The 25740-nt window shown below is 45.0% G+C and carries 24 protein-coding genes; 10 read left to right on the top strand and 14 right to left on the bottom strand.

Going from position 1 to position 25740, the window contains the following annotated elements; translation table 11 throughout:
* The first annotated feature begins 72 nt into the window (after positions 1-72).
* The gene (locus RQP50_RS02550) at positions 73-285 is read left to right on the top strand and encodes a hypothetical protein (protein ID WP_021254431.1); all 213 of its coding nucleotides are present in this window, start codon (positions 73-75) and stop codon (positions 283-285) included.
* Between the two features lie 178 nt (positions 286-463).
* Positions 464-1696, top strand: coding sequence for an aminopeptidase (locus RQP50_RS02545; protein ID WP_315743016.1), 1233 nt, complete (start codon positions 464-466; stop codon positions 1694-1696).
* A gap of 8 nt (positions 1697-1704) precedes the next feature.
* Here the strand turns inward: RQP50_RS02545 and RQP50_RS02540 are convergent, their stop codons facing one another.
* On the bottom strand, positions 1705-1872 hold the full coding sequence (locus RQP50_RS02540; protein ID WP_315743015.1) for a hypothetical protein: 168 nt from the start codon (positions 1870-1872) through the stop codon (positions 1705-1707).
* Positions 1873-1925: 53 nt separating this feature from the next.
* Between RQP50_RS02540 and RQP50_RS02535 the strand changes: the two genes are divergently transcribed.
* The gene (locus RQP50_RS02535; RefSeq protein WP_315743013.1) at positions 1926-3104 is read left to right on the top strand and encodes an MFS transporter; all 1179 of its coding nucleotides are present in this window, start codon (positions 1926-1928) and stop codon (positions 3102-3104) included.
* Between the two features lie 169 nt (positions 3105-3273).
* Here RQP50_RS02535 and RQP50_RS02530 read toward each other — a convergent pair whose 3' ends face one another.
* The 4 genes from RQP50_RS02530 to RQP50_RS02515 are packed head-to-tail and all read right to left on the bottom strand — an operon-like array spanning position 3274 to position 7512.
* Entirely contained in the window at positions 3274-4413 is a 1140-nt protein-coding gene (locus RQP50_RS02530; RefSeq protein ID WP_315743011.1) for a toxic anion resistance protein, read from the bottom strand.
* A 23-nt stretch (positions 4414-4436) separates the two neighbouring features.
* Complete coding sequence (locus RQP50_RS02525) at positions 4437-6122, bottom strand: vWA domain-containing protein (RefSeq protein WP_315743009.1); 1686 nt, start codon at positions 6120-6122, stop codon at positions 4437-4439.
* 12 nt (positions 6123-6134) lie between these two features.
* Positions 6135-6875 (bottom strand): hypothetical protein, encoded by a 741-nt coding sequence (locus tag RQP50_RS02520; RefSeq protein ID WP_315743007.1) that lies wholly within the window; start codon positions 6873-6875, stop codon positions 6135-6137.
* Between the two features lie 52 nt (positions 6876-6927).
* Positions 6928-7512 carry a helix-turn-helix domain-containing protein gene (locus tag RQP50_RS02515; RefSeq protein ID WP_315743005.1) on the bottom strand — a complete coding sequence of 195 codons (585 nt, stop codon included), beginning with the start codon at positions 7510-7512 and terminating at the stop codon, positions 6928-6930.
* A 292-nt stretch (positions 7513-7804) separates the two neighbouring features.
* On the opposite strand from RQP50_RS02515, the gene RQP50_RS02510 reads away from it, so the two are divergent.
* On the top strand, positions 7805-8626 hold the full coding sequence (locus RQP50_RS02510) for an AraC family transcriptional regulator (RefSeq protein ID WP_315743003.1): 822 nt from the start codon (positions 7805-7807) through the stop codon (positions 8624-8626).
* Here RQP50_RS02510 and RQP50_RS02505 read toward each other — a convergent pair.
* Both RQP50_RS02505 and RQP50_RS02500 read right to left on the bottom strand, forming a co-directional pair.
* Positions 8567-9814, bottom strand: a complete 1248-nt coding sequence (locus tag RQP50_RS02505; RefSeq protein ID WP_315743001.1) for an MFS transporter — start codon at positions 9812-9814, stop codon at positions 8567-8569. The genes RQP50_RS02510 and RQP50_RS02505 overlap by 60 nt on opposite strands.
* 197 nt (positions 9815-10011) lie before the next feature.
* Positions 10012-12303, bottom strand: coding sequence for a hypothetical protein (locus RQP50_RS02500; protein ID WP_315743000.1), 2292 nt, complete (start codon positions 12301-12303; stop codon positions 10012-10014).
* A 345-nt stretch (positions 12304-12648) separates the two neighbouring features.
* Here RQP50_RS02500 and RQP50_RS02495 point away from each other — a divergent pair, with 345 nt between their 5' ends.
* From RQP50_RS02495 to RQP50_RS02475, 5 genes are all read left to right on the top strand, one after another.
* The gene (locus tag RQP50_RS02495; RefSeq protein ID WP_021257568.1) at positions 12649-12918 is read left to right on the top strand and encodes a YciI family protein; all 270 of its coding nucleotides are present in this window, start codon (positions 12649-12651) and stop codon (positions 12916-12918) included.
* 99 nt (positions 12919-13017) lie between these two features.
* Positions 13018-13647 (top strand): DJ-1/PfpI family protein, encoded by a 630-nt coding sequence (locus RQP50_RS02490; RefSeq protein ID WP_315742996.1) that lies wholly within the window; start codon positions 13018-13020, stop codon positions 13645-13647.
* Entirely contained in the window at positions 13644-14582 is a 939-nt protein-coding gene (locus tag RQP50_RS02485; protein WP_315742994.1) for a helix-turn-helix transcriptional regulator, read from the top strand. The genes RQP50_RS02490 and RQP50_RS02485 overlap by 4 nt, the downstream gene beginning before the upstream one ends.
* 75 nt (positions 14583-14657) lie before the next feature.
* A complete protein-coding gene (locus RQP50_RS02480) occupies positions 14658-15422 on the top strand; it encodes an effector binding domain-containing protein (protein WP_315742992.1) in 765 nt (254 codons plus the stop codon).
* 132 nt (positions 15423-15554) lie between these two features.
* On the top strand, positions 15555-16034 hold the full coding sequence (locus RQP50_RS02475) for a DinB family protein (RefSeq protein ID WP_315742990.1): 480 nt from the start codon (positions 15555-15557) through the stop codon (positions 16032-16034).
* Positions 16035-16126: 92 nt separating this feature from the next.
* Here RQP50_RS02475 and RQP50_RS02470 read toward each other — a convergent pair whose 3' ends face one another.
* The 4 genes from RQP50_RS02470 to RQP50_RS02455 all read right to left on the bottom strand — a co-directional run bounded on the left by RQP50_RS02470 (position 16127) and on the right by RQP50_RS02455 (position 21105).
* A complete protein-coding gene (locus tag RQP50_RS02470; protein WP_315742988.1) occupies positions 16127-17608 on the bottom strand; it encodes an erythromycin esterase family protein in 1482 nt (493 codons plus the stop codon).
* A gap of 252 nt (positions 17609-17860) precedes the next feature.
* Positions 17861-19135 (bottom strand): GTPase HflX, encoded by a 1275-nt coding sequence (gene hflX / locus RQP50_RS02465; RefSeq protein WP_315742986.1) that lies wholly within the window; start codon positions 19133-19135, stop codon positions 17861-17863.
* Between the two features lie 705 nt (positions 19136-19840).
* Positions 19841-20428, bottom strand: coding sequence for a TetR/AcrR family transcriptional regulator (locus RQP50_RS02460; RefSeq protein ID WP_315742984.1), 588 nt, complete (start codon positions 20426-20428; stop codon positions 19841-19843).
* A gap of 53 nt (positions 20429-20481) precedes the next feature.
* Entirely contained in the window at positions 20482-21105 is a 624-nt protein-coding gene (locus tag RQP50_RS02455; RefSeq protein WP_315742983.1) for a hypothetical protein, read from the bottom strand.
* A gap of 296 nt (positions 21106-21401) precedes the next feature.
* Between RQP50_RS02455 and RQP50_RS02450 the strand changes: the two genes are divergently transcribed.
* Positions 21402-23111: a hypothetical protein gene (locus RQP50_RS02450; RefSeq protein WP_315742981.1), complete on the top strand. Its 1710-nt coding sequence runs from the start codon at positions 21402-21404 to the stop codon at positions 23109-23111.
* A 143-nt stretch (positions 23112-23254) separates the two neighbouring features.
* On the opposite strand, the gene RQP50_RS02445 is transcribed toward RQP50_RS02450, so the two are convergent.
* Genes RQP50_RS02445 through RQP50_RS02435 form a run of 3 tightly spaced genes read right to left on the bottom strand, consistent with a single transcriptional unit; the run spans position 23255 to position 25497 of the window.
* Complete coding sequence (locus RQP50_RS02445) at positions 23255-24877, bottom strand: hypothetical protein (protein WP_315742979.1); 1623 nt, start codon at positions 24875-24877, stop codon at positions 23255-23257.
* Positions 24878-24882: 5 nt separating this feature from the next.
* Positions 24883-25119 (bottom strand): RHS repeat domain-containing protein, encoded by a 237-nt coding sequence (locus RQP50_RS02440; protein WP_315742977.1) that lies wholly within the window; start codon positions 25117-25119, stop codon positions 24883-24885.
* A gap of 24 nt (positions 25120-25143) precedes the next feature.
* Complete coding sequence (locus RQP50_RS02435) at positions 25144-25497, bottom strand: hypothetical protein (RefSeq protein WP_315742975.1); 354 nt, start codon at positions 25495-25497, stop codon at positions 25144-25146.
* Between the last annotated feature and the right edge of the window lie 243 nt (positions 25498-25740).

Genomic DNA, 25740 nt, shown 5'->3' with positions numbered 1-25740 from the left:
TAGAATCATTCATAATGGGGATGAGATGGAGTCAACATCTTACCGATCTATTTGCCGCACGGGGGTGATACGATGACTGAGCACATGGAGAACCAGGGTAATGCTGAAGCAACGGAGAGCAAGAAAGTAAGCTTGGCGGATGCCGCGAAGCGCATGCTGCAGCAGAAGAAGCAGGCCCAAGGGAAATCGCAAGGCGTGCACAAGCATCAGGAATCTGGCCAACCAACAATGAAGAGCCAGAATACGAAGAAGATTAACAATCAACGCAAGCGTATGGGTGTGTAAGCCTGTAGAGGGGTGGGATCTCAGAATTCATGTTCTGAGGTTCAGCCCCTTTTTCATGTTACAGCCTACAGACTATTGCATCAGAAACTTTGCTGCAACCCCTCCAATAATGGTATATTGAGAACATACTGAGAAATGACTTCAGATTTATGAATTCAAGGAACAGAGGTGGCTACCCATGGTAAATTTCGAGCAACAATTAGAAAAGTATGCTGAACTTATCGTAAAGGTCGGCGTCAACGTACAGAAGGATCAAGATGTATTCGTTAACAGTTCTATCGAAGTCGCTCCACTTGCCCGCCTCGTTGCCAGCAAGGCATATGAAGCAGGCGCACGCAACGTACATATCGATTGGTCGGATGAGGCTACAACTCGCTTGAAATTCGAGAAAGCATCAGACGACGTGTTCACTCAATTCCCGGAATGGGAAGCATTGAAGCGCAATACCTTCGTGGATAAAGGTGCTGCATTCATCTCTATCGTCTCCTCCAGCCCAGACTTGCTTAAGGGTGTGGATCCACAGCGGATCGGCAATAACCAAAAGGCATCTGGACAAGCACTGGAGCACTTCCGCCGCTGCGTTCAAGCGAACAAAGTAAGCTGGACAGTTGTTGCAGCTTCTTCCCGCGATTGGGCAGCCAAAGTATTCCCTGGCGTAGCTGTAGAAGAAGCGGTTGAGAAGCTGTGGGAAGCGATCTTCCAATCCATTCGCCTTAATTCCGACAACCCGGTCCAAGCTTGGACGGAACATAACGAAACATTGCATAAAAAAGTTGAAGTATTGAACAGTAAGCACTTCCACAAGCTGCACTATACAGCTCCTGGAACGGACTTGACGATCGAATTGCCTGAGAAGCATCTGTGGGTAGGCGCAGGCAGCGTCAACGAGAAAGACGTGCCATTCATGGCGAACATGCCAACAGAAGAAGTATTCACGGTGCCTCATAAGCTGGGTGTAAACGGCTATGTATCAAGCACGAAGCCGCTTAGCTATGGCGGCAACCTGATCGACAACTTCAAGATCACGTTCGAAAATGGCCGTATCGTGAAGGTAGAAGCTGAACAAGGCCAAGAGATCCTGCAGCAGCTCGTCGACACAGACGAAGGCTCGCACTTCTTGGGTGAAGTGGCACTTGTGCCTCATCAATCCCCAATCTCGGAATCGAACATCTTGTTCTACAACACGTTGTTCGATGAGAATGCATCCAACCACTTGGCAATTGGAAGCGGCTATGCATTCAACGTAGAAGGCGGTACGAAGATGTCTCAGGAAGAGCTGGAAGAGAGCGGCGTGAACCGCAGTATTACGCACGTGGACTTCATGATCGGCTCTGCGGACATGGACATCGACGGCATTCTTAAGGATGGCACAACAGAGCCAATCTTCCGCAAGGGCAACTGGGCAATCTAAATGTCTGCTTAGGCAGCCGTGCAACGATACGTGAAACAAAATGTATATCCAATATACACAGAGCAGTAGAAGCATCCCGCTTCTACTGCTTTTTTTATAGCAATAACGTATTGCTCTCCCCGTTCTACTGCCGCATAATGGTAGAATAAGACAGAAGCAAGAGCGGAATCTCGCAAGACTCCTCCTCTCTCGCTCTGAATCAATTTCAGAATCCGAGGTGTCCTCCTCCATGCGCATATGGCACGATTTTAAGCTATTCCTGCGAATAAAAGGCGCTCTGCATCTCGTCCTTACCTTGTTCCTGTACGGCATCGGCATGGGGATTCTAGCCCCCATGAACGCGATTTATTTGCGGGAATCATTAGGGCTTGGCAAGGTAGAGATTGCGTCTATTTTTGCAATTTCCCTATTTCTGAACATGGTGCTTACGATTGGTGTCGGCATTATTAGCGACTCCATGAAACGCAAGAAGACGATTCCACTGCTCGCGTCCGTCGTCTGTATGATCGGCCTCGTCATCTATATGAATGCAGACAGCTATACACAGGCGCTGATCGGGATGGCTCTCGCCACCGCTCCTTCCGGCATGATTATGGGACAGCTGTTCGCGATGGCGCGGAATCATGTCACACGGCTTGCTCCTGATATTGTAGAAATGGCGCAAATCTGGATGCGCGCCACGTACAGCGTCGGATTCTTTACCGGGCTGCTCGTCGGAGCCAACCTGTACTTGCTGGCGACCTTCCACGGCGTACTGTGGGGCAATCTTGCAGGATACGCCTCCTTGTTCCTGCTGCTCTTGTTCTATAAGGAGATTACGCTCGATTCGTCAATTGCATCCGCCAAAGCAGGCGAGCCCTTCTCCCTCATCATGCTCTTTGCCATTCTGCTCTTATCGTGCGCGGATGCGATACGTGGTTTGTACTTGCCGCTTGTGGTGAACGAGCAATTCGGCGATCCGCGGTTAATGTCCTTTATTTGGAGCATACAAGCTGTATTCGAGCTCCTGTTCATGACCATGGCAGGCTATTGGGCAGCCAAGTATGGCAGCAAACCCATTATCATGCTCGGGGGCTTATTTGCACTCATTACCTATATTGCTTACAGCACGAGCGATTCCTTGACGGTGTTTTTCCTCATGCAGCCTTTATACTCTTTCTTCGTTTCGGTTCTATACGGCGTAGCAATGGGCTACGTACAGCGCATGTTTATACATAAAGCAGGCTTCGGCGCTAGTTTGTACGTGTTCATTTCGCAAACAGCATCCTTAATTGGCTACTTTCTGCCGCTCTTCATAGATGGTGTCACGCCGCAAATCTTCTGGATTCCGGCTGCGCTTATCGTTGCTTCCATGGGGTTGATGACAAGAGCGCTATACGTGGGGAGGCAGCAACAGCTGTCTGCGTAAGGCATTATGTCAGTTGATGTTCTTCGTTGCGGCATTCCTGCCATTTCGATTTCATACGCCCCTGGATCGATATTGCACGGACTATGTTGTATATGGACGAGAAAAAGACTGCCCGCAGGCAGTCTTCACTTTGTTCCTTCCCAACTCAATATATATGAATTATTTATCATTACAGGCCGAGCTTCTGTCCGCGTTCCCAGCGCTGAATCTGCTTCTCGCCGTTGTCCGCAAGCTCCCGGAACTGGTCGATTGTATCCCGCATCTTAGGCAGGGCTTCCTGCTTGTAGGAGCTAATCGAATCCAAAGCAGATAGGACATCCGTAAACGCCTGCTTCAAGGTTTCCGCAGAAACATTCGTTTGCAGGGACTGCTTATGAATTTGAACACCTTGGTCTTTAAGCATCCGCGAAGTACCCGCAATCAGCTCATTCGTCGTTTGATTTAGCATTTCAATTTTTTGAAGCACAATCTTCTGATTATATAAGGCACTGGCTACGGTTACCGCAATCTTCAGGGCAGAGATCGTAACGTTCTTCGCACGGTCGACACCGCGAATCAGCTCTTTATTGTTGCGAATGACAACCTCCATCGCCATAATCCCCTGTTGGTTGACGACCATCATCTGCTGCATATCCATGACACGCTGACGAAGCGGGAACAGCACTTCTTCCGTAATGAACCGAATTTTCTCCGGATCTTCATTGCGGGATTGCGCTGCTTCAATCTGTGATTGAATCGAGTCATCCATCAAGGAGCCCAGCTCGATTTCTTTCTTCAGCTTCTTAGTCAAGTCACGCAAGGCAAGCTGTTCAATTTCGAGGGTCGTGTTGTCATTTTTCAAGGTAACTTTCCCTTTATCCAATGAAGTTACGATTTCCGCAATCATGGTATCTGCCTTCTGGTACTTCAAGAAATACGTACGAAGCGGATTGAACAGCTTCCCTAGAAACCCAGTTTTCGTAAAGTCAATGACGCTCGGATCGAGATCCTTCAGCTGCTGATGCAGCTCGACCAATCCCTTCGCAACAGGGCCTCCTTCGTCCCCTTTTTTCGATAAATCGCCTACGGAAACCTGCAAGGCATTGTTCTTCGTCGAAGAGGAACGCATAGTGTTCATGCCGAAGCTGTCTATCGATTGCAGAATATCCTTTCGACTCTCTAAGGAATCCAGATCTAAATTCATAATTGCTGCCACATTCGAATCCGCTTGCGCTTGAAGCTTCGCAACTTCCTCAGGAACTGGTTTTACCTCTTGCTCAATTTCCTTTTGAATTTCTTCCGGACTTGCAACTTCCATCGTAAATGACATCGGAATCCCCCTTTAGACTCATGCTACATTTGCACGTTGAACAGGTTTGCGATTTTATAGACTACATCATCGGTATCTGCATTAATGCTCGCTGCCTCGTTAATGCTGGAGATGCTCTGCAGTGCTTGAATATCCGCATTATAGCCGATAGTGTAAATCGGAACTTTAAACGTTTCGATAAGCTCCTTAATGTCCTTAAGCGAGTGGCCGCGATTCGTCTCGCCATCACTCAGCACGAAGATCATCGGCTTGATGTTCGGATTGACGGCCTTCTCTTCTTGCAGCATCTTCAAGGCAACAATAATTCCATCGAAGGTAGCCGTGCCGCCATCTGCTTGAAGGCTGTTGACCGCACCAACGAACAAGGAGCGCTGTGTGGTGTCATACTTCTTGATAGGCAAATTAATCGTGACATCATTCGAATAGGATACGAGACCGATACTGTTGTCTTTCCCTAAATTCTTTTGTCCTTTAAGCAGCGATTCCTTCAGTCGATTCAACGGTTCTCCCGCCATGCTTCCCGATACGTCAGTAACAAAGACAGCCGCGATTGGCTTGCCGCCATTTTTCTTGTCTTTCCACAATTTCTGTGCGGAGGCCAGCAAGCTGCCTTTCACAACGGGCATTTCCGATTTATAATTATCGAGCTCATTGAAACCTTTTGCTTGCGCCTTTTTCTGATATTTCTCCTGCAACGCGAATTCTGCGAACTTCTTGACGATGTCCAATTTCCCTTTCGGCAGGTTCCCAATTGCATACAACGGGTTGTCATGTCTAATTCCGAAAGGTGTGAACACATACTCATTTTTCAGTTCATCTGTATTGATGTACGTTTGATACTCCAATACAAACCCATCCAGCACACCCGACTTCGCTGCATCACGCATTTGCGTCGTTGTCGAAGCGAGAAACGGGATATTTTCTTGGAATTTCTCAAATCCTTGAACTGCTTTATCACTCAACAAATTCGACTTGTCGAATGTACTGAGTGCCGTTACTAGAAAATTAATTCCTGTAGAACTGGAGAATGGATCCGTATATCCCATACTGAACTCATTGTTCGAGATGGCTTCCGTCACCGTTTTGACATTTACCGCTCCATATGAAGAGATGAGTGCATCATGCTTGGATTTTGAGATCACAATGCCTGGAACATTGCCCGCGAGTCGCTTGCTGATAAGCTCCGTCTTTACGCCGCTTGCTTTGATCATCTCGCCAAACAGCTCATTCGAAGGTGTATAGGCATCAGGCATATATTTGCCGGAACGGATATAGTCCGCAGCTGTACCGGAAGCAATATTGCGAATCTTCACAGAGACAGGCTTCCCGTTCACTTGGATCTTCGCATTATTGAACTCGGTTGCCACATCCGCGAGCCAGCTGTCCATGCCTGTGCCGCCTTTTTCCGTTGACGTGAAGATCTCAACAAATTGATTCGTCGTATTCTTTACCGTAATCGGGAACTTCGATATATCCGGCAGGGTATCGCCCACATCGGCTGGACTAATATCGATCTGACCTTTTACCGGAGCTTCGGTCGACACCGATACGTTCGCATAGAGTTTATTCAACTGCTTGGCCGCATCTTCTGTTGTAACCTGTGATTTGCTCTTCCCTAGATTGGAGGTCAATGTCACCCCTACATAAATGAGAATAAATACAAAAATTAAAGCAAAGACAGATATCACTAACTTCTTCTTTCCCGCCATTCGCTGCACCTCTCACGCTTTATAGTATTTGGTTTGCTTGATTAATGCGTCCAATTCCTGCATGCATGCTAATTGTTCAATATCCTCAGGCTCCACATTGTCCAAGCTGGATATCTCAAGCAGAAGGCGATCCAACTTGACTAAGATTTCTTCATTGTTCGTAAGAGCGTTTTTCATAGATGTGAGGTAATCGTTATATACTTTTGCTTTCTTCTGGGATAGTTCAATAGATAGGCCTGACATCTTGTGATTGGCGACCCGATCGAATTCAGTCTCGTCAAATACACTAAGGATGTTCAGGATATTTCGAATATTTTGGTAGAATAAGTTCTCCACATCAAGTGCAACGGACGCGAACTTAGAGAAGCTTATTTCTGACTCGTTAAATCTCTGCTTCAGTACTTGGAAAAACGTACTCTTCCGCTTCTGCATCCGTTCCATCTGTTCCAGCCCAATGCGGATCTCTTCTTCAATACCCTTGGTTTCTCGATATTGGGACAGGCGTTCTACATACTCTTCATGCGTTCTAATTTCTTTCACAGGTATGACAACAGGCTTCTTGAACAAGAACTGATAGATTCCATTAATGAGAATCCATGCACTGGCTACAAGCAAGGTAATCCCCGTTGCTGTGGAGAGAGCGCTCGCTCCGATCTGCACGCCTAAAAAGCCTGGTGAGAGTACGAGGATATTTACAGCAGCTACCACTAGCATTAGACCTAGTAGCTTGATCACATTTGTGTTGGACAACATTCCATCCTCCTCTGCAAATCGTATAGGAACAAGTTACGTGTACGCTGGTGTATTAGATTTCAAATGCCTTACGATGGCGCCGTGCAATAGTCGATAAGGAGTTGTGATGTGTGTCATGAATGTCATCAGATTGTTCTAGAATGATTCCTTCTTGAACGAAATACGTATGGATTTCCATCCACTGGTTTTTCATCACTGCATTGTATCTACGTTGCATTCCAGAAAAAGTAACAAGCAAAATGCCATCCGATTTGCGAATCTCGTGTGGATAGAACTCGCCGCGCTCCAAGGCTTTGCGAATGGTCGCTCCCCCGCCATCAATGCCCCACAGCCGAGCTGCTTCCGATAATCCGAATACTTCATTGACACTGATCCCATTCGGCGAGTAAGAAGAAAGAGGCCCTTGAATCATCGCAAGTCCGGCTGCATCAAAACGCTGCTTATGCCTATGCAGGCATTCCCCATGATCATCATATGCCGTTACGGAAATGACTACTTCCCCATCATGTTCTAAGCATCTGCGAACCATGTGCAATTCCGTTAATGCTGTGTGCTGATCTCCAGCAGGAAATATGGATGCAGGCCACAGTCTTTCTCCATTCGGCAAAATGACCTGAAAACATGTTAGTTGCCCCATACATTCCTCCACGAATGTTCCAAGTTATGGTTCAATATTAAGAAAATAATACCATCGTCACGAAGTCGTGACAATGCAAATATTGGATGGCATTGGCCTATAAGGAAGAAGAGAATAGGAAGTGCTTACCTAATTTAATAAATGAATCTAAGACTAAAGTCAGCATATCTTACTCAAGAAAGAACAAAACCCTCTACGAATAATAATCGTAGAAGGTTCGCTATTTGAAACAATAATCGTATTTGACATGGTAAACTATAATGTAAATTTCAGTATAGTGATGGTGATGTAATTGTCTATCATTTTACAAGCTACACAGGGTTTGTTACTGTCCACAAATCAAAAAAAATGCGAAAGCAAATGGCGAAATGACTGTTCTTATAAGCTTATCTATTCTATAAAAGGATCTATGTATTACCAGACCGAGAGAAGCGACATTTTCTTATCTAACAATGAATTTATTCTTTTTAACCCGAATGAGTTGCATAGACAAATTTCAGTGGATAATCATAAATTTTTAATAGAACTTGATCCAACATTTTTAAATCAACTGACGGCTGATATTTCATGTATTAAAGATAATATTTCTTTTGCTCTTACTGTTCAAAAACATCCATTAATCCAGCAATGGGTCCATTTTATAAATGATTATGTACAAATAGAAGAAGGTAACGAAAGTCATTCAGTAGAGTTATTTTTAGACCATAGCTTCACTCAGTTAGCATTAATGATATGTAAAGTTATGGTTGGTACACATTCGTCTGACATTAACATACAGCCATTTAAAGAAATTCACCCTGCACTATACAAAACAATGAACGTTATAAAAGAAGACTTCCAACATGCCTGGAGCCTAGATGAAATGGCAGGGGTTTTAAATATAAGCAAATTTCAGTTTGCCCATCTTTTTAAGGAGTACATTGGAATTTCGCCCTTTTCGTGGCTTCAACTATATCGCATGATCAGAAGTCAAGACATGCTTATCCATACCAAGAAATCGATCGTAGATATTTCATATAGTTGTGGATTTTCTTCCATCTCTGTTTATAATCAGCTATTTAAACGTCTCTACGGAATCACGCCTAGTGTTTTTCGAAAGAAATATGCGAAATAAATAGACAAACGAGCCAATAACCATCATACTTCCACAAAAAACAAAAATATACCGAATTTCCACAAGAGAGGATAGTGCGCCAAACAAGCTCAACGAGAGCACATTAGAACCATATAAGAGAACTGCATTGAAACTAAACGCTCTGCCTAATTTATTGACTGGTATCCATGTTTGAATAAGATAAACCCGTGCTAAACCAGAAATAGGAAGCCCAATAGCTGCGATTAGTATACCAATAAAATAGGTTGACAGATGAGTTGCAAATCCTAATACAAGTATACCAACACCCCATACAATAGAACCGATTAGATAAGTCGTGAGGGTCAGCTTTTTCCAAAGAAAAGGGATGACGATATTGACTGTAATCACACCAGCACCATGCCACCCCATTAGAAGACTGTAAAGCTGCTCACCATTATTTTGGGTTTCCAGTAGTTGTAACAATAATCCGACTTGCCATACCCAAGTGTTAAAAAACACAATCAAAAAAGTTACAAACAACAATGTTCTGATCGTATATTCACCTTTTACCCAGTTAAAGAAATCTTTTATAGAGTTAAAAATACTGTCAGTTGTTTTCAACAGGTTATCCGTAGCATCGTTATTTTCTTTCCAATGAAGTTTTAAGATGAAAAATGCACTGATTAAATACGTTAAGGCATCAATTGTGAAGAAATGAATGATTTGTCCTGAATGTAACAGACCAATACTAAATATTGGTCCAAGCATTTGTACACCTCTTGTCACAATATCAAATAAGCTATTTGTAGCTGTTTGATCTTCTACAGAAGTAATGAGAGGCAACACAGCTCTGTAAGCTGGATTATAAAAGCATCCTAGACTTTGAATTAGGAAACTCACAACGATTAAATGCCAAAAACCTAAGAGATTCATTTGATAAATAAAGACCAATGAAAGAATAATAGGTACTCGTATAATGTCTATCCACAGTAATAAACGTTTTTTGTTTACGGAGTCAGCAATTACTCCGCCAGCTAGTCCGAATAAAAGGTATGGAGCAGCTTGTGTAATAGCCATAACTGTGGTCAGAATGCTGGATTGTGTTCGTTCATAAGATAAAAAAAGGAAAGCAAGTCCTGTAATCACATTGCCTAATTGGGAAATCCCTGCTCCCGCCAAATAAAACAAAATCATTCGATTCTTCAGTACACTGCTATACACTGTCATCACCTCATTTAAAAAGTTACAGTGTATCCTTCTCTTCTTCTATCTTCATCTTGCTGCGTTTTCTTTCAATATTTACTTACCTCAGCAATAAAATATAGTCCGAGCAGATACGTTCTACCCCGGATGCTAGATATAAAAAAACAGATAAAAAAGGTCAACCAGAAATATCTGGCTGACCTTATTATAAGCTACATAAATCAATTCGCCTTGGCATGTGCAATGATTTGATCTTGATTATTCCACAAGAGATGACGCAAATTGGATTTGGATCCCTCGATGAAATAGAACGGAATCTGGTTCTGCTTCGCGATCTCCACACAGTCCCAGTATGCTTGATGCGATGTTGCCGTAAGCAATAAGAACAGTGCGGACGAACGCTTCAGATCATGGAATATCCGCTTTGGATTTTTCCCATTCTCATGTACGAGAGTAGCCCCCGTCTCCGCCACTACCTCTTCAAACCATTTCTTCAATCCACCGACAATCGTAATTTGGTGGCCTTCTAGGAATGGCTCTGGCTTCTCATATTCCTTCTTCGCTTGTGCCTTCGCAGCACGTGCGACACTCTGAACTGCTGCGCCGCTGCTCGCTGTACGCTTCGCTTCCAGTTCGGAGATGGGCTGCGCCCGATATAAGCGGGACAGGCGCGCTACTTGCTTCCCAATCTCTACGTTAAATGAGCAAGGATCCCCATCCTTCGGTGTACGAATGGCCACATCCCGTTCATGCAGCGGGAAGCGGTGCTGCGGGTCATTCAGATCGACGCAATACCAGGTAAAATGCTCTCCAAGGTGCACATAGCCATCATATTGAACAATGGAGCTGTTACTGTCATCCCCTTGAAGCAGCAGTTCAATCTCGTATTGCGTTGGATCATGCTGCTTCGGACGGCACAATACTCCTGCTTCGTGCTGCAATTGATGCTGCAGGACAAGACTTTCGGTAATATTAAACGTCTGTCCCGTCTCCAATACAATATACCCGCCATGATCACGGCGGAAGAACGTCCCATTCAGCCCGCTCTCGTCAGTTACAGACAAGCCATCAGGGTAGGAGCCTCCTTCCAATGCCGCAAAGGGTTCTGCATACCCGCTGCCTTCACTTCGCTCCAGAACCGCAGTGCCGCTGCTTTCTAATGCGCAAGCCGATTCTGCGTACGGCATTGAATCATGGCGCTGCCGTGCATGTACACTTGCAGAACGCTCCTCGCATTCTTCCTGTTGAGCCAATTCCGAATGTTCACGAATGGAACCGCTTCGTTCAGCAGGATGCTCATTCCGTCTCTCGATGAATTGCTCAAGCTCATCAATGAGCGCAAGAGACTCTCGTATCTTCTGTCTTCCATCCTTACCGGATTGGACGACCGTATTGCGAGCCGCATGAACGGTGTCTTCCACATCGGTATACAGCAATTGAATAATATCCTGAATAGAGGAAGTTAACGACTTGGGACGAAGTACCTCAACTGTCGCAGCAGCAGCGGATTTCTTGGCTTGTACAACCTGCCTGTTCAATTCGTCGTTGTCCGCCCTTAGCGCGTTCACCTGTCTACGCAGTTGGTTCAGCTTCTCCTCATGTCCAAGCAGCTCACTGCGTACGGACTGCGTCTGTTCTTCTCTCGCGGCTAGCTCCTGCTGCATCAGCTCGGATTCCTTCTGCAGCTTGCTGCGCTCCTGACGAATCACTCGCAGCTCTTCGTTGCGCTGCGCAAGCTGTGATTCCAGCTCTTGAATATGTAAGTCCTTATCCTGCTGCACTTGTCCGCTCTCCTGCTGAACAAGCTGAAGCTGAGCATCGATATCAGTCAATTGGCGATTCAGCCGATGAATCTGCTTCTCCGTCTTCCCTAGCGACAGTTCAGCCTGCTTGCGCAAATGCGTCTCGTGGTTCAATTTCTTCTTCAATTCAATGATTCGCTGCTCCAATTCAAGTGAGGGTTCTGTGGATTCCATAGACGGCTCCGCTTCCGCAGGCAACGAGGAGGACTCATCCGTCAAATGCAGGACGGTATTGCTGGAGCCTTCCGAGCTTCCACCCTCACTCTCCAGTTCCTCCATGGACTGCTTCCACAATGCTTCCTGCTCGGTTCGGCCTGGATGGAAATAAAGCGACCAATAATAATGCCAAAATCCATGTTCAGCAATAATTGCTTCACGACGTGCAAGGAACGATTCAAGAGTATTCTCATCTTCCTCTTCTAGAACGATCATAAGCTGCTTTATCAACGAGGTAATCAGTGTATATTTACGATTAAAATGATCTTGTCTGGATTTTACGTATTTGCGTATCTCTTTAATAAATAAAATAGTGGGCATGCTTTTTGAGGTGCGAACGGAGGGTAAATGCAAATCTACCGCCATTTCTCGCCTTGCCGCACCCGACATTTCCTTAAACAGAGCTACTAACTTATCCATTGATATAGTCTGTGTCAGCTCTTCTTCTATAAAGTCTTTGTACTTTTGTACTTCTTCTGCTATTTCAGTTCGCATTGAAAACCCTCCCATGGATAAAAATCAAGATGTCTATCATCTGCCGTTCATTGAACTCGATGCAGTCCCTAAGAAGAGTTGTCATTTAAATTAGGATCTCTTAGAATACAGGTACTATTACTATAATTTATATCATAGAGAACATAGATTTCAACTGCTCTCACAAGAAAAGTAATCGCCCTTTTCCGCACTGCAACCGCCTTTTTCATCACATGCTGTCGATTTGTATTCAATGACGTCAGTTGAATGATTTTTTCGTCGAAATATAGAACCCCTTCCGCATGCTCGTCCATTTGATATAATGAATTCAAGAACGACTAAGGGAATAGGAGAGGAGTATCCAATATGGCTTATTTTGCAGCAATCTTGGAAATGCAGGATGAGAGTAAAAACTTGACGTATCGTCCACATCACTTGGAGTACTTGGAACAACTCGGCAAAGAGGGAAAGGTATTCGCCAAGGGACCGTTCGGAGATGGCTCAGGAGGTATGGTCATTTATATTGCTGACAATGTGGAAGAAGCTAAGCAATTGGCTGAAAATGATCCCTATGTGCAAGAAGGCGTACGCAAGCTGGATTTGCGTGAATGGAAGCTGCAGCTCGTTCAGGCATAAACCGCTTCAGGATTCGCTTGCTGTACGAATCGCAATCATGCCCCACTGGGTTGTCCCGGTGCGGGCATGTTCTTCTATAGAAGAAGGAGATGAACCCAAATGAAGCAGCATTGGAATGTAGGAATTGTGTTATTTGATGATGTTGAGGTGCTGGACTTCGCAGGCCCTTTCGAGGTGCTGTCAGTTACAACCTATCCTGATCAAGATCCTGATACGACTGCGTTGAAGCCATTTCAAGTACGCACGGTATCGGAGGATGGCACTATGATTACCGCACGCAACGGACTGAAGGTCATTCCTGACTTCAGCTTCTCCAATGCGCCGCATTTTGATATTGTCATCGTCCCCGGAGGGTTGGGAGCAAGAAAACGGGAACTCCATAATCCCCATATGATCAAATGGATTCAGGATCGAATGCAGGCTGTCGATTTTATGACCTCGGTATGCACAGGAGCGCTGCTGCTTGCAGAGGCAGGTCTTCTGGATGGCAAGCGAGCTACGACGCACTGGGCCAGTTATGATTGGTTAGCGGATCAGTATCCAGCGGTTGAAGTCGTGCGAGACGTGAAGTATGTTGCAGATGGCTCCATCGTGTCATCCGGCGGGATTTCCGCTGGCATCCATATGGCGTTCTACCTTGTCCAGCAGCTTCTTGGAGTAGAAGTCGCCCGAACAACTGCAAAAGTTATGGAATACGACATTCAGTTCGAGCCAAGCAGCGCAACATGAAGATCGACCGCTTACTATCTATTGTCATTCTCCTCATCAACCGCAAGATGGTACAGGCCAAGGATTTGGCTGACCGCTTCGAGGTATCGGTGAGGACGATCTATCGAGACATCGATACCATCAATCAGGCCGGCATTCCAGTCGTCACCTATCAGGGAGCAGGAGGAGGCATCGGTCTAGCAGAAGGCTACCGCCTCGATCGGAACCTGTTGACCAACGATGAGCTTGTCGCCATTGTTACTGCGCTCCAGAGCATCTCCTCCACCCATCCAAGCAGCGACAATGAGCTGCTGGTGGAGAAGCTGAGCAGTATCGTACCGCCTGCCGATTCGGCACAGTTCCAATTGAGGACGCAGCAATTCATCGTCGACTTCTCCAATTGGGGCAGCAACGGTGTTCAGGAGCAGAAGCTGATGGTGCTGAAGGATGCTATTGAGCAGCAGCAGGCGGTTACCTTCACGTATTGCAATGCAGGCGGGAAGGTATCCTGCCGAACGGTAGAGCCCTATACGCTGGTGCTGAAGCACAAGCGTTGGTACCTGTATGCGTACTGTACGCTGCGTGCCCAATTTCGCTTGTTCAAGCTGTTCCGAATGAAGGATTTGCTGGTTGAAGACAAGTTTTTCGTCCGCCAAGAGGTCTCGATTCACGATCTCCCATGGGAGCAGGAATGGCATGCGCCGGAACGAACCGAGAGAATCGTCCTGCGCTTCGATCCAGAGGTACGCCATTTGGCAGAAGAATGGTTTGGCGTAGAGGATCTGCAAGAGGATGAAGCAGGGGCGCTTGTCGCATCCGTTCCATTTCCCGTAGATAATTGGTTGAATGGCTTTATTTTAAGCTTTGGGCAGCATGTCGAAGTGCTTGAACCGCTTCACATTCGTAACCAGATTGAACAGATTGCATCTCGTATTGTTGAAAAATATAAAAAGTAAACTGGGAACCTGACAGAGAGTTGTCAGGTTCTCCTCTTTATAATGAGGCTATCAACGATACAGGAGTGATCGATTATGAGTCAATTGATATGCCAAAGCTGCGGGATGCTGCTGGCGCAAGAGAACCAGTTCGGAACAGAGAAGGATAATAAGCTTGTACAGGAGTATTGTATTCATTGCTATAAGGACGGGGCGTTCACGAATCCAGATCTCACCCTCGAAGAGATGATCGACATCTGCGTACCATTTATGGTACAGGATGGAATGGAAGAAGCCGCTGCCCGCAATATGATGCAGCAATTCCTGCCGAACTTGAAGCGCTGGAGCATCGCGAACGGGGATGAAGCAGCTTCTTACCAGCCGATCCGAATCGTAGAGCTGGATGCGATGAAGCTTGCTGGCATTGCAACGCGCACGACGAATGCCAATGAAATGAGCGGTAATGGCAAGCTGGGCCCACTGTGGGGACAGTTCTGGTCAGAGCAGATTGCTGCACGAATTCCGAATTCTACAGATCCTGGAACAATATACGGCTGTTACAGTGACTATGAGAATGGGGCTATGGGCGAGTATACGACGCTGATCGGTGCTGCAATCGATCGGGATGCAGAGGCTCCTAGCGGATTGGAAGTTGTTGAAGTACCAGCAGCCAAATATGCCGTATTCACGACAGAACGCGGCCCTGTTACTGAGGTTGTTGCCCGTGCATGGCAGTCTATCTGGAAATGGTCACTTACCTCTGGCGAGGAGCGCACCTTTACTGGAGATTTCGAGCGCTACGATGAGCGAAGCGCTAATCCAGAGGATGCACAGGTTGATATCTATATTGCGATTCGTTAAAGTTCGGCAAAATTCAGTTCGCAGCAGGGCGACCTCTTACGGGCCCCTGCTCGTAATTGGTTACTTTACTCAAAAGTGTCACTACATACTTCGACTGTTTACCTATCAATTCAATAACTGGAGGCTTTGATTATGATCACGTTAAATGAACAAACACTTCTACGATATAAGCAATTTACAGATTGGACAGATACCCTACATCACATCAACGAGCACATCTGGTCACAACCAATTGCAGAGGGGAAAGCATCCGTTGCAGAAATCATTTCGCATCTCATAAATTGGGATAAGCACTTGCTCTTTACCGTCATCCCTGCGATCCAGAATGGAGAAGGAATGGAATTTCCTGATTTTGACCCATTTAATAAGATTGCTTATGATTATGCCAATTCGGGAGTTTCCCAAGAGCAGCTTCTCGACGAATTCAAGCAAACTCGCCATCAGCTTGTTGAAGCTCTATTAGCTGATCCTGACCTGACTGCCAAGCAGGTTGCCGCGAACGGCGCAGCAACCTGCCCATATACAGGCATCCCTTACTCTTTGCTGTATGTCATTCATGAATTCAACGATCACGACAACCATCATAAGAAACAAATTGAAGCGGTATTATGACAAATACAGCATGACACTTCCGGATTGTAACAATGCGGTACGATGACAAAACGCCCGTTCAATGGGCGTTTTCATTTGATTACATAACCGTTCTAGGGTTGAGCTGTGCTCGGCAAATAGGTGGGCATCTTCACTTGCTTGATCATCAGCACGCCATCGAAATGCCGTCTAAGTTCCAATGGCATCGGCATCATCACCTGATAAGATGCAATCGACCTCTCGAACATCCATGAATTTCCCCGCTCATTTTCCCGATATCGCAAATCCATGAACACATAGGGCTGTTCGGCAGCTGTAAGAATATCCTCCATCGATCCAGGAATAATCGGTGCCAAGTGAATAGGCTCCCTCGTATTCTCTGCCGCTTGACCTTCACCCATGAAGAGAGCGATGACGTAGCTTTCCCGCCGCAGTGCTTCAGGCATAAGCTCACCCATACTCTTCGGCATCGAATAGATAAGAGACTGGGCTTTGCTGATATGACCGTTATGTCCCCATACGATGATTTTTTCTTCCGGATATATGTCAGTAGCCAACCATGCCAAATTGCTGGCCATGGCCCGATCCCGCCATTCCATAATGGCCTGTGTTCCGCTATAATCGCCTTGTTCCGTTAATCGATTAGACTCGATGCTCAGTTCATTGAACTCCTGAATCACCCGGATGCGATCCTGCAGTGCGCGCTGCATCAGCTTGACGATATGCGGCTCATTGGGATACTCCCGCTTCAAGGCGTCAGCATTGTTCGCTACAGCTTGCAGCAGTTCTTCGTACACCTTCATTAACACCGGCTTCGCCTTGCGATACCCGTTCAGATCCGTACTCTTTCTCCATTTCTGAACCTCTTGCTCCGCTTGTATCGCTCTATTCTTCAACGATTTGTTCGATATCCAATCTGCATCCTGGAATAACGAAGACTGCACCTGAATATCGAAGCCCGCAAGGCGCAGCGGAGCATCGCTCGCGTGTGTTGCCTTCATATAGTCGAACAGCGGCTTCGTCTCTTCCGTCCACCATACGCCAAATATAGATCGCTTCATCGTCTGCTGTGCCGCATTCTTGTTCACTTGTCCCTGAGCAATCGCAGCATCGCCCAATCCACTCTCAAAGGCAACGACGTTATATCCAAGCGTCTGATGCAAATATTGAATCATGCGCGTTTTGGCCAAACTGAACTCAGCAACCCCATGCGAATTTTCGCCCAAGTATACGATGCGCTTGTCAGCCAGCAGTGGAATTAGCATATCAAGATCACTCATGTTGTCTTGTACAATCGCTCCACCGTTCGGAGACCATTGTTCAGGTTGTATGTGGTTCCAAGCATAAGCATGATCTGCTGCCCAGCGCTTCCATTCAGATAGTGCGGCTTGATAAGTTCTTGCCGTCTCTTCTTGCTGTTTATGCACCGTCTCCACCGCAGTCCCTTTTATCGATAGGGAAGTATGTATCTCCGCTTCTCCATTTACAGGCTCCTCTGCCATCACTACCGGAGCATATGCAGACGAAAGCACCGTCAAGATGATCAGCAAACCGAAGAAGCGTCGCCGCCCCAAGTTATATTCGTGTCTTTTCAAGAGTCTTCAGCTCCTTCCTATCCCCATGAATTCAATTCTCATCTTGTGCTAATCATACTGAATCCGTCCCCTGTCTTCTTGACAATTTGTGCTCTCTTTCCAATATTTTAATGGGATAACAATTATCCATTAGCAACCAACGACGGTAAAACAGCAGACGCAGCAAAAGTGCCATAAGAAGAAATGCAACAAGAAGAGCCGCCTCCAGACAGATGTCTGCAAGACGGCTCACTGTGTGCTTATATGAACTTGTTAAGACTGCTGCACATATTGAGCGAACTTCTGATAATCGCTCTGCTTGCATTCCAGAACAAGCTTCGTGCCCTGCTCCTCATATTCAGTAGCAAGTACATGCGCATGCTCATTCAAGTAAGAGACATACTGTCCTTCGTGGTAGGGAATAAGCATTTCACACTTCACGTAATTGCGGAACACCTTGCCGCGAATCGCCGTGACAAGCTCATCTAGCCCCTGCTTGCCCTTGGCCGAAATATACAAGGAATTGTCCTGCGATTCCGGTATTTCTCCTTCCTTCATGTCGATCTTGTTATAAGCATAAATCATCGGAATCTCCTCGATCCCAATTGCCTTCAGCGTCTCATTCGTAATGTGAATGTGCTGCTCATACTCCGGATTGGAGAAGTCCACAACATGCACGAGCAGGTCGGCTTCTCTCACTTCCTCCAGCGTAGAACGGAATGCCTTCACAAGATGATGCGGCAGTCTGCTGACGAAGCCAACCGTGTCCGTAAGCAGAAACTCTTTCTTATCCTCCAGCTCAATGTTGCGGACAGACGTTTCCAACGTTGCGAACAGCATATCCTTTTCAAATACGAATTTGTCCTTCGATCCCGTAAACTTCTCTACCAGTGCATTCATGACTGTGGACTTGCCCGCATTCGTGTAGCCGACTAGCGATACGACAGGGATCTCAGTCTTCTTCCGCTTCTTGCGTTGAATTTGGCGATGCGCTACGAGCGTCTCCAGTTCCCTGCTCATGGCTGTAATTTTCTCTTCAATCCGACGGCGATCCAGCTCAAGCTTTGTTTCACCCACGCCCTTGTTCTTCGTGCCGATACCGCCGCTTTGACGGCCAAGTGATTCACGCAAGCCAACAAGACGCGGTAGCATATACTGCAGCTCTGCCACCTCGACCTGAAGCTGCGCTTCGCGCGTCTTCGCGCGCTGTCCGAAGATGTCCAGAATGAGCAGCGTCCGATCCACGACCTTGCAATCCAGATCCGCTTCGAGATTGCGAAGCTGCGAAGGCGACAGCTCATCATTGAAAATAACAAGATTGGCTTCTTGCTGCTTCAGCATGATCGTAATTTCCTGTATCTTGCCTGTGCCGATGTAATGCGACGTATTGATGCGGCTCAGATTCTGCGTCACTGTCCCGACTACGTCCACATCACATGCGCTCGCCAAGTTCGCCAGTTCCTCCATCGAATATGCAAAGTCTGGCTGATGATTCATATTCACGCCGACCAGTACGGCCTTTTGCGCTTCGATTGTTAGTTGTTCCATAAAGTTATTCCTCCATGTTTCTGTTTATTTTGTTCCTATCATGCTTGGTTCTCATAAAACTTGATGCACAAAAAAAAGCACAGGCATCCCGCCTGTGCTTGGAGTAATCGTCTTAATATTGGATCGCAACCTTCTTCATCCTATTACATAGGATCCCTGCGGCTAATTAGATCGAACTCCCTCTTAGATAGGGGCGATTCAATCCAATTGGAACAACCCAATGGCCAACTGTACAGTCTGAAGCTATTACCGCTGTTCGCAGTTAACACTGCCAGCATACACTGGTGCGCACAGCTGTATACGCATTATCAGACACATGTACCCCAATTGCCCCGAACCTGATGACACGAGCAGGAACAAGCAAATACATGCGATGACAATGCTCAAAGAGACTTACTTCTCTCCTTAAATAGCGGCAGACACGTACAATAGGCACAACAAAAGAGGGTAGGCACGATCCCTCCCTCTTCTGTCGCTAACCATCATATTAGGTTCCGTAGCAACAAGGCAGACCAATCCCGATTACTCTGCACACAGGCAGAGCTAATGAGCACTATTCAGTTAGTGACACATGCGTTCAATCGGATTCTTCCGAAGCGGAAGTTAGCTGCCTTATTTACCACTGTGAACCCTCCGTTCTGTCAAAGTTATCCTCATCCTAACACAACCACAGCGTTGAAGCAAGTAGTTATCGGTGCAGAAAGATTATGTGCGCTCTGCCTTATCTACTACATTTCCGTACATCACAATGGTCAGCACCATATCGAAAACTTCGGAAAACCGGTAGCGGCTTTCTGCCAGGTAATCTGTATCGGTCAGCGATTCGATTGCTGCAAAGATGATATGTGCCACAACCCCTTGATCGATATTCTTTCGAAAATAGCCTTGCTCAGCACCGTCCTCTAATACCTTCACCAAATGATTAATGATGACGTGCTTGCGCAAATTCTGAAATTTCTCATATAAAACGGGCACGCTGTGCTTTATATCCTCGATCGCGGTTCGCTCAATACCGTTCAATCGTTCAACCATCAAGGTCATAAAGGTACGCAGCTTCTCTTCGGGTTCCTGCTTGCTCGCAAGCAACTCATGAATGTCTGCCTCAATTTCTTGAAATAGCTTCTCGATCACGATTTCCAGCAAATCGTATTTCGAATCGAAGTAGCGGTACAGCGTAGCCTTGCTCATCCCAATCCCCTGCACGAGATCGTCCACGGATAGATTGGAGTATCCGTGCCGAAAGAACTGGGATGAAGCATGCGTTAATAGTCTCGCTTCCGTCTTCTTGCTCATGTCAGGTTCCTCTTCTGAAAAATTATGATCAAATGATATGAATTAATTTCATTCTAAACAAGGGCAGCAATTAACGCAATCGGAAGCAGGACGACATAAGGAATGATAAGGAGCAGAGTTACCTTCCAGCTCCCTGTCAATCTTCGCAGCAGGAGTGGTGCAAGTAACCAATACAACTGAGCTGTGTACAAGCCCGGAAAATATTCGCCGAAATAAAGGCTCCAAGTGGTGTGTGCGATGGCATTGCCGAGCGCTCCATAAGCTGTAAAGAACAAAACGGGAATAAGAAGAACGGGCTTACGCCGGACAAAGGCAAAGATAGCGGCAAGAGCGAAGCAGGAATAGGAGATCATGTTCAACAGAACAAAAAATTGTGCGGTATAGGGCTCTCCACCATAAATAAGAGGAAAGCGGGTTGAAAATCCGGTAGAGAATTCTTCGGAAAAATGGATGAACTGCCAAGCCAATACGCCGAAGTAGAGCGGCAGTATTTGCAAGGGTTCAATGGCTATAATCTTCCTCTTGTATAACGTAATAAAAATCGAGTATGCAAATACGATCCCCAGGGCAAATGTGACGATTAGCTCATACCCTGAACTTAGATAGCAGAAGAGCACAAACAGGATAGCAGACAGAAATGTAGCGACTACGAAGTCTTTTTTCTGAATCCAAACCATGCAAATCCCTCCCTGTTTTGAAACTTTTGATACAAATTTAGTTTCATATTGTCATTTTAGACCACAGAAAATGAGCTGTCAATTGTATCTTACCAGTGTAATACAGCAGGATTTTTGCCCTAGACAATAACGCCTAAATTAATGAGGTTTTGTATCTACAATATTGGGACGATGGATTGCAGGTTGTAACACAATAGAAATTAATACAAATCTTTTCTGTTTAATGCTTTAGATTTTATCTACAATGGAGCTATTCATAGAATAATAACAACTATTTCAACTAAAAGGAGTCGCACATGAAACATACTTTAAAATATGGAAGTGCTTTTCTATCACTTTTACTTATGTTCGTTTTCTGTAGCCATCAACTAGCATTGGCTGGAGAAGTAAAATACAAATATGATTCAACGGGGAAAGTAAAACTGGTTAAACAAGGAGATCACCAGTATGAGTATCATTACGACGGCAACGGAAATTTGTTAAAAAAAACAAAGCAAACAGCAGTTAATTTGTTGGAAAATGGAGATTTTGAATATTACTCAGGTAGCTTGGGGCTAGCGGATAGTTGGGGAAATTATGAGCAAGACGGAGTTATCGGAACCTACGGGATTGAGGAGAACAAAGTAATGGCTGGCAAGCGTGCTCAAAGGATGGATGCCTCCTCTTTAAACGGCAAAAGCATGAGCCTCATGCAGACGGTAGCTGTCGAGCAAGGTAAAAATTACGTTCTTCATAGCCATATTAAAGTCGAAAAGATTTCTAATGCTAAAGTGAATCTAACTCTTGGGTTTTACGATGCCAATGGTAAAGTCGTTGGGTGGCCCGCTAGCGGCAGTATTAGCGATGATACGAAAGGCGAGTTCTTCGTTCTATCTACGAACGGTGTCGTTCCTCAGCGAGCCGTTAGAGCTGCCGTTCAAGTCAACATCATTGGCTCGAATGGCACAGGCTCAGCTTCGGTCGTTGTCGACGGCATGCATTTTACATATTCAACCGAACCTAATCTCTTGGCCAATAGCGGATTTGAGAGCTACACAGGTTCAACTGGTTTGGCAGATGGCTGGTGGAATTTTGCGGAAGACGGTGTTATCGGAACCTACGGGATTGAGGAGATCAACGTAATGGCTGGCATGCGCGCTCAAAGGATGGATGCCTCCTCTTTAAACGGCAAAAGCATGAGCCTCATGCAGACAGTAGCTGTCGAGCAAGGTAAAAATTACGTTCTCCATAGCCATATTAAAGTCGAAAAGATTTCTAATGCTAAAGTGAATCTAACTCTTGGGTTTTACGATGCCAATGGTAAAGTCGTTGGATGGCCCGCTAGCGGCAGTATTAGCGATGATACGAAAGGCGAGTTCTTCGTTCTGTCTACGAACGGAGTCGTTCCCCTGGGAGCCGTTAGGGCTGCCGTTCAAGTCAACATCATTGGCTCGAATGGCACAGGCTCAGCTTCGGTCGTTGTCGACGGCATGCATTTTACATATTCAACTGAACCTAATCTCTTGGCCAATAGCGGATTTGAGAGCTACACAGGTTCAACTGGATTGGCAGATGGCTGGTGGAATTTTGCGGAAGACGGTGTTATCGGAACCTACGGGATTGATGAGAACAAAGTAATGGCTGGTAAGCGTGCTCAAAGGATGGGTGCCTCCTCTTTAAACGGCAAAAGCATGAGCCTCATGCAGACGGTAGCTGTCGAGCAAGGCAAAAATTACGTTCTCCATAGCCATATTAAAGTTGAAAAGATTTCCAATGCTAAAGTGAATCTAACTCTTGGGTTTTACGATGCCAATGGTAAAGTCGTTGGGTGGCCCGCTAGCGGCAGTATTACCCATGATACGAAAGGCGAGTTCTTCGTTCTATCTACGAACGGTGTCGTTCCTCAGGGAGCCGTTAGAGCTGCCGTTCAAGTCAACATCATTGGCTCGAATGGCAAGGGTACCGCTTCAGTAATTATAGATGATATGAACCTAAATTATGCAAAGGGAACATTACCAAAGAATTAACAATTCTCTTCGAGACAAGAACACAGAGAAGGAGAATCCTCTTTCTAAGAGATCAGCCTTCTCTGTATTCAAACAATACTCATACTCACATGGATGTGATACTGCTACCTTATGAAAGCATAGACTGCAGATGTTAAATCAATTTATGGGAATAAGGACAACGCAATATTCCATGAAGTCCCATCAAAATTCATTGTCTGATTTTGATTAACAATAAAATGAATAGAATCACCTTTTTCCACTTCTACTAAGGTATTTATATTGCTCCCTTTGATATCATCACTTGAAATTGTCTGCCATCCGGTAACAGGCCAAATTTGACTATTATTTTTCATAATTTTTACATGAACCCCATCACCAAGAACTTGCCCTTTTAATTTTGCTACGTCCCCCGTAATTTGAAGACTCCCATTTCTCGGGGAAACCCAGGTCCGTACAACATCGTTTCCATCTGGATGCATGAAATCTTGAGCAATTCTTAACCAATAAGTACTCCCCTGCCACTGTTTAAGCTCATCATTCCACGTTAAGTTTTTATATTCTTTCCCATTCCATTCTTGATAGTACCAGTTATCTTTGCCTTGAATCGTCGAGAATTCCTTTGAACCATTATAAACAGAAGGGATATACATAATCGTAGGATCCCAATAAGTAGTATCATAGTCAATTGTTCCATTCTGATTGACAATGAAATAAATGGAGTCCCCTTTTTCTACCTCCGTCACTAAAGAAATATTCACGCCTGTTGTATCATTGTGTTCTATATGTTTCCACCCTGATAAAGGCCATATCTGAGTATGGTTTTTTATTATTTTTACACGTACCCCATCCCCATATATTTGTCCTTCTAATTTCGCAACTTTCCCAGTGATATTAATTTTCCCATCCTTCGAGGCCACCCATTTTCGTACCGAATCATTACCATCCGGATGTTGAAACTCTCTAGCTATTCTGAGCCAGAAAGTACTACCTAACCATTGCTTCAAATCAGCATTCCAAGTTAGGTCTATGTACTCTTTTCCATCCCACTCCTGATAATACCAGTTACCACTTCCTTGTTTTGGAGAGAATTCCTTTATTGCAGAAGATTTCGGCGTAATATAAGTTATTTTCGGATCCCAATATGTTCCATCATAATTAATTGTTTGCTTTTGATTTACTATGAAATAGATAGAATCCCCTTTATCTACCTCTGTCGTTATATTAACATCTATACCCCGAGTATCATCAAATGCTATCTCTTGCCAACTGGAAGAAGGCCATATTTGGACTTCATTTTTCATTACTTTTACTTGAACGCCATCTCCAAGTATTTGCCCTACCATTTTTGCTACCTTCCCCGTTATTTTTATTTCTCCACGTTTCGGGGCTACCCATTTTCGAACCGAATCATTACCATCCGGATGTTGAAACTCACGAGCCACCCTTAGCCAATACTGACTTCCTTTCCATTGTTTTAATGCATCGTCCCATTCTAAACTTTTGTACTCTTTTCCATCCCATTCTTGATAGTACCAGCAATTCTCCCCCTGATTCGGCGAGAAATCATTGGATGAAACATAGTGTATCTCATTATCATGAGAGATTTTCTTCTTTTCTACTAAATTACCGTTGTTATCATATATAAATTGAATCTTGTCAGTTTGCGTCAATCGGTTTGATTCATCATATGTATAATCTCTATTTTCTGCATATACGAGTCCTGACTGAACCATGGTTAATATAATTACAATCAAAAAGGAGACTATTGCCTTATTCGTCTTCATAATAATTACGCATCCTTTCTAAAATCACGCTCACGCCGCATCAAATTTCCATTGGCATCATAAAAATATTTAATTTCAACATTACCCGGTAAATAGAATCGGCTTAATCGTCCATTTGCATCATACTGATACTCATCTTTTTTTATTATAATATCATCTAGGGATAACGCCCCTCCGTTATGGATTCCCCATATTAGAAAATAGTCCTCTTCTTCGCCTGTTTTAGAGGTGATCGTTCTCATGCCCGTCTTGCCTGCTTGTCCTGTCTATTCCGTCCACCCTTTATCGCTTCTATAATCCGAACCTACTCCCCTGGCCGTAAAATATAAGTAACCATTATTTCCTTGTACAGGATCTACAATGCTTTTATAAGAAAACGTCACCGCATAGGTTGTATTTTTTTCAAAATATACTTTATTCGCGTTAGTATAAATTGCATCTTTCCACTCTTCTTTTGGTGAGGATTCCACATACACAGAATACTTTCCCGTGATGATTTGCTGTGGGTCGCTTGTTATTCTGCCAGCTCTTGCTACGTAATTTGTTTGGCTCAGGTCTCCTCTTTCGAACGACTCTATAACGTAGCTAAAATCGTTTAATTCACGAAACATGTCAGCCATCACATAACTATCACATGAAATCGTGAAGCAGAACATGCTTATAAGAAAAAGATAAGCCACTCTTTTTATGCATTCATTTTGCGATTCCCTTTCTTTTCTTTATGACATTACAATCGTTATTTCGTGCTACTTTTTACTTTGAATCGTTACGGAATCTACGGTTACTCTCCCTGACGCTTTATCTTCTATCGCCAGGATAATAAAATGAAACCCTTGCCCGTACCGTATTTACCGGAGGTTGTG

It is taken from the genome of Paenibacillus suaedae (assembly GCF_032337355.1).
In the GTDB taxonomy this organism is placed as follows: Bacteria; Bacillota; Bacilli; order Paenibacillales; family Paenibacillaceae; genus Paenibacillus_B; species Paenibacillus_B suaedae.
The sequence above is the reverse complement of the archived record's forward strand: the minus strand, read 5'-3'. Positions and strand labels throughout refer to the sequence as shown.

Coding starts and splice junctions, on each gene's coding strand:
- RQP50_RS02520 (WP_315743007.1), bottom strand. CDS start 6,875: ATGTTGTCCAACACAAATGTGATCAAGCTACTAGGTCTAATGCTAGTG.
- RQP50_RS02450 (WP_315742981.1), top strand. CDS start 21,402: ATGAAACATACTTTAAAATATGGAAGTGCTTTTCTATCACTTTTACTT.
- RQP50_RS02460 (WP_315742984.1), bottom strand. CDS start 20,428: ATGAGCAAGAAGACGGAAGCGAGACTATTAACGCATGCTTCATCCCAG.
- RQP50_RS02545 (WP_315743016.1), top strand. CDS start 464: ATGGTAAATTTCGAGCAACAATTAGAAAAGTATGCTGAACTTATCGTA.
- RQP50_RS02530 (WP_315743011.1), bottom strand. CDS start 4,413: ATGTCATTTACGATGGAAGTTGCAAGTCCGGAAGAAATTCAAAAGGAA.
- hflX (WP_315742986.1), bottom strand. CDS start 19,135: ATGGAACAACTAACAATCGAAGCGCAAAAGGCCGTACTGGTCGGCGTG.
- RQP50_RS02455 (WP_315742983.1), bottom strand. CDS start 21,105: ATGGTTTGGATTCAGAAAAAAGACTTCGTAGTCGCTACATTTCTGTCT.
- RQP50_RS02515 (WP_315743005.1), bottom strand. CDS start 7,512: ATGGGGCAACTAACATGTTTTCAGGTCATTTTGCCGAATGGAGAAAGA.
- RQP50_RS02490 (WP_315742996.1), top strand. CDS start 13,018: ATGAAGCAGCATTGGAATGTAGGAATTGTGTTATTTGATGATGTTGAG.
- RQP50_RS02535 (WP_315743013.1), top strand. CDS start 1,926: ATGCGCATATGGCACGATTTTAAGCTATTCCTGCGAATAAAAGGCGCT.
- RQP50_RS02550 (WP_021254431.1), top strand. CDS start 73: ATGACTGAGCACATGGAGAACCAGGGTAATGCTGAAGCAACGGAGAGC.
- RQP50_RS02500 (WP_315743000.1), bottom strand. CDS start 12,303: ATGCGAACTGAAATAGCAGAAGAAGTACAAAAGTACAAAGACTTTATA.
- RQP50_RS02505 (WP_315743001.1), bottom strand. CDS start 9,814: ATGACAGTGTATAGCAGTGTACTGAAGAATCGAATGATTTTGTTTTAT.
- RQP50_RS02440 (WP_315742977.1), bottom strand. CDS start 25,119: ATGAGAACGATCACCTCTAAAACAGGCGAAGAAGAGGACTATTTTCTA.
- RQP50_RS02475 (WP_315742990.1), top strand. CDS start 15,555: ATGATCACGTTAAATGAACAAACACTTCTACGATATAAGCAATTTACA.
- RQP50_RS02435 (WP_315742975.1), bottom strand. CDS start 25,497: ATGGCTGACATGTTTCGTGAATTAAACGATTTTAGCTACGTTATAGAG.
- RQP50_RS02445 (WP_315742979.1), bottom strand. CDS start 24,877: ATGAAGACGAATAAGGCAATAGTCTCCTTTTTGATTGTAATTATATTA.
- RQP50_RS02480 (WP_315742992.1), top strand. CDS start 14,658: ATGAGTCAATTGATATGCCAAAGCTGCGGGATGCTGCTGGCGCAAGAG.
- RQP50_RS02495 (WP_021257568.1), top strand. CDS start 12,649: ATGGCTTATTTTGCAGCAATCTTGGAAATGCAGGATGAGAGTAAAAAC.
- RQP50_RS02485 (WP_315742994.1), top strand. CDS start 13,644: ATGAAGATCGACCGCTTACTATCTATTGTCATTCTCCTCATCAACCGC.
- RQP50_RS02525 (WP_315743009.1), bottom strand. CDS start 6,122: ATGGCGGGAAAGAAGAAGTTAGTGATATCTGTCTTTGCTTTAATTTTT.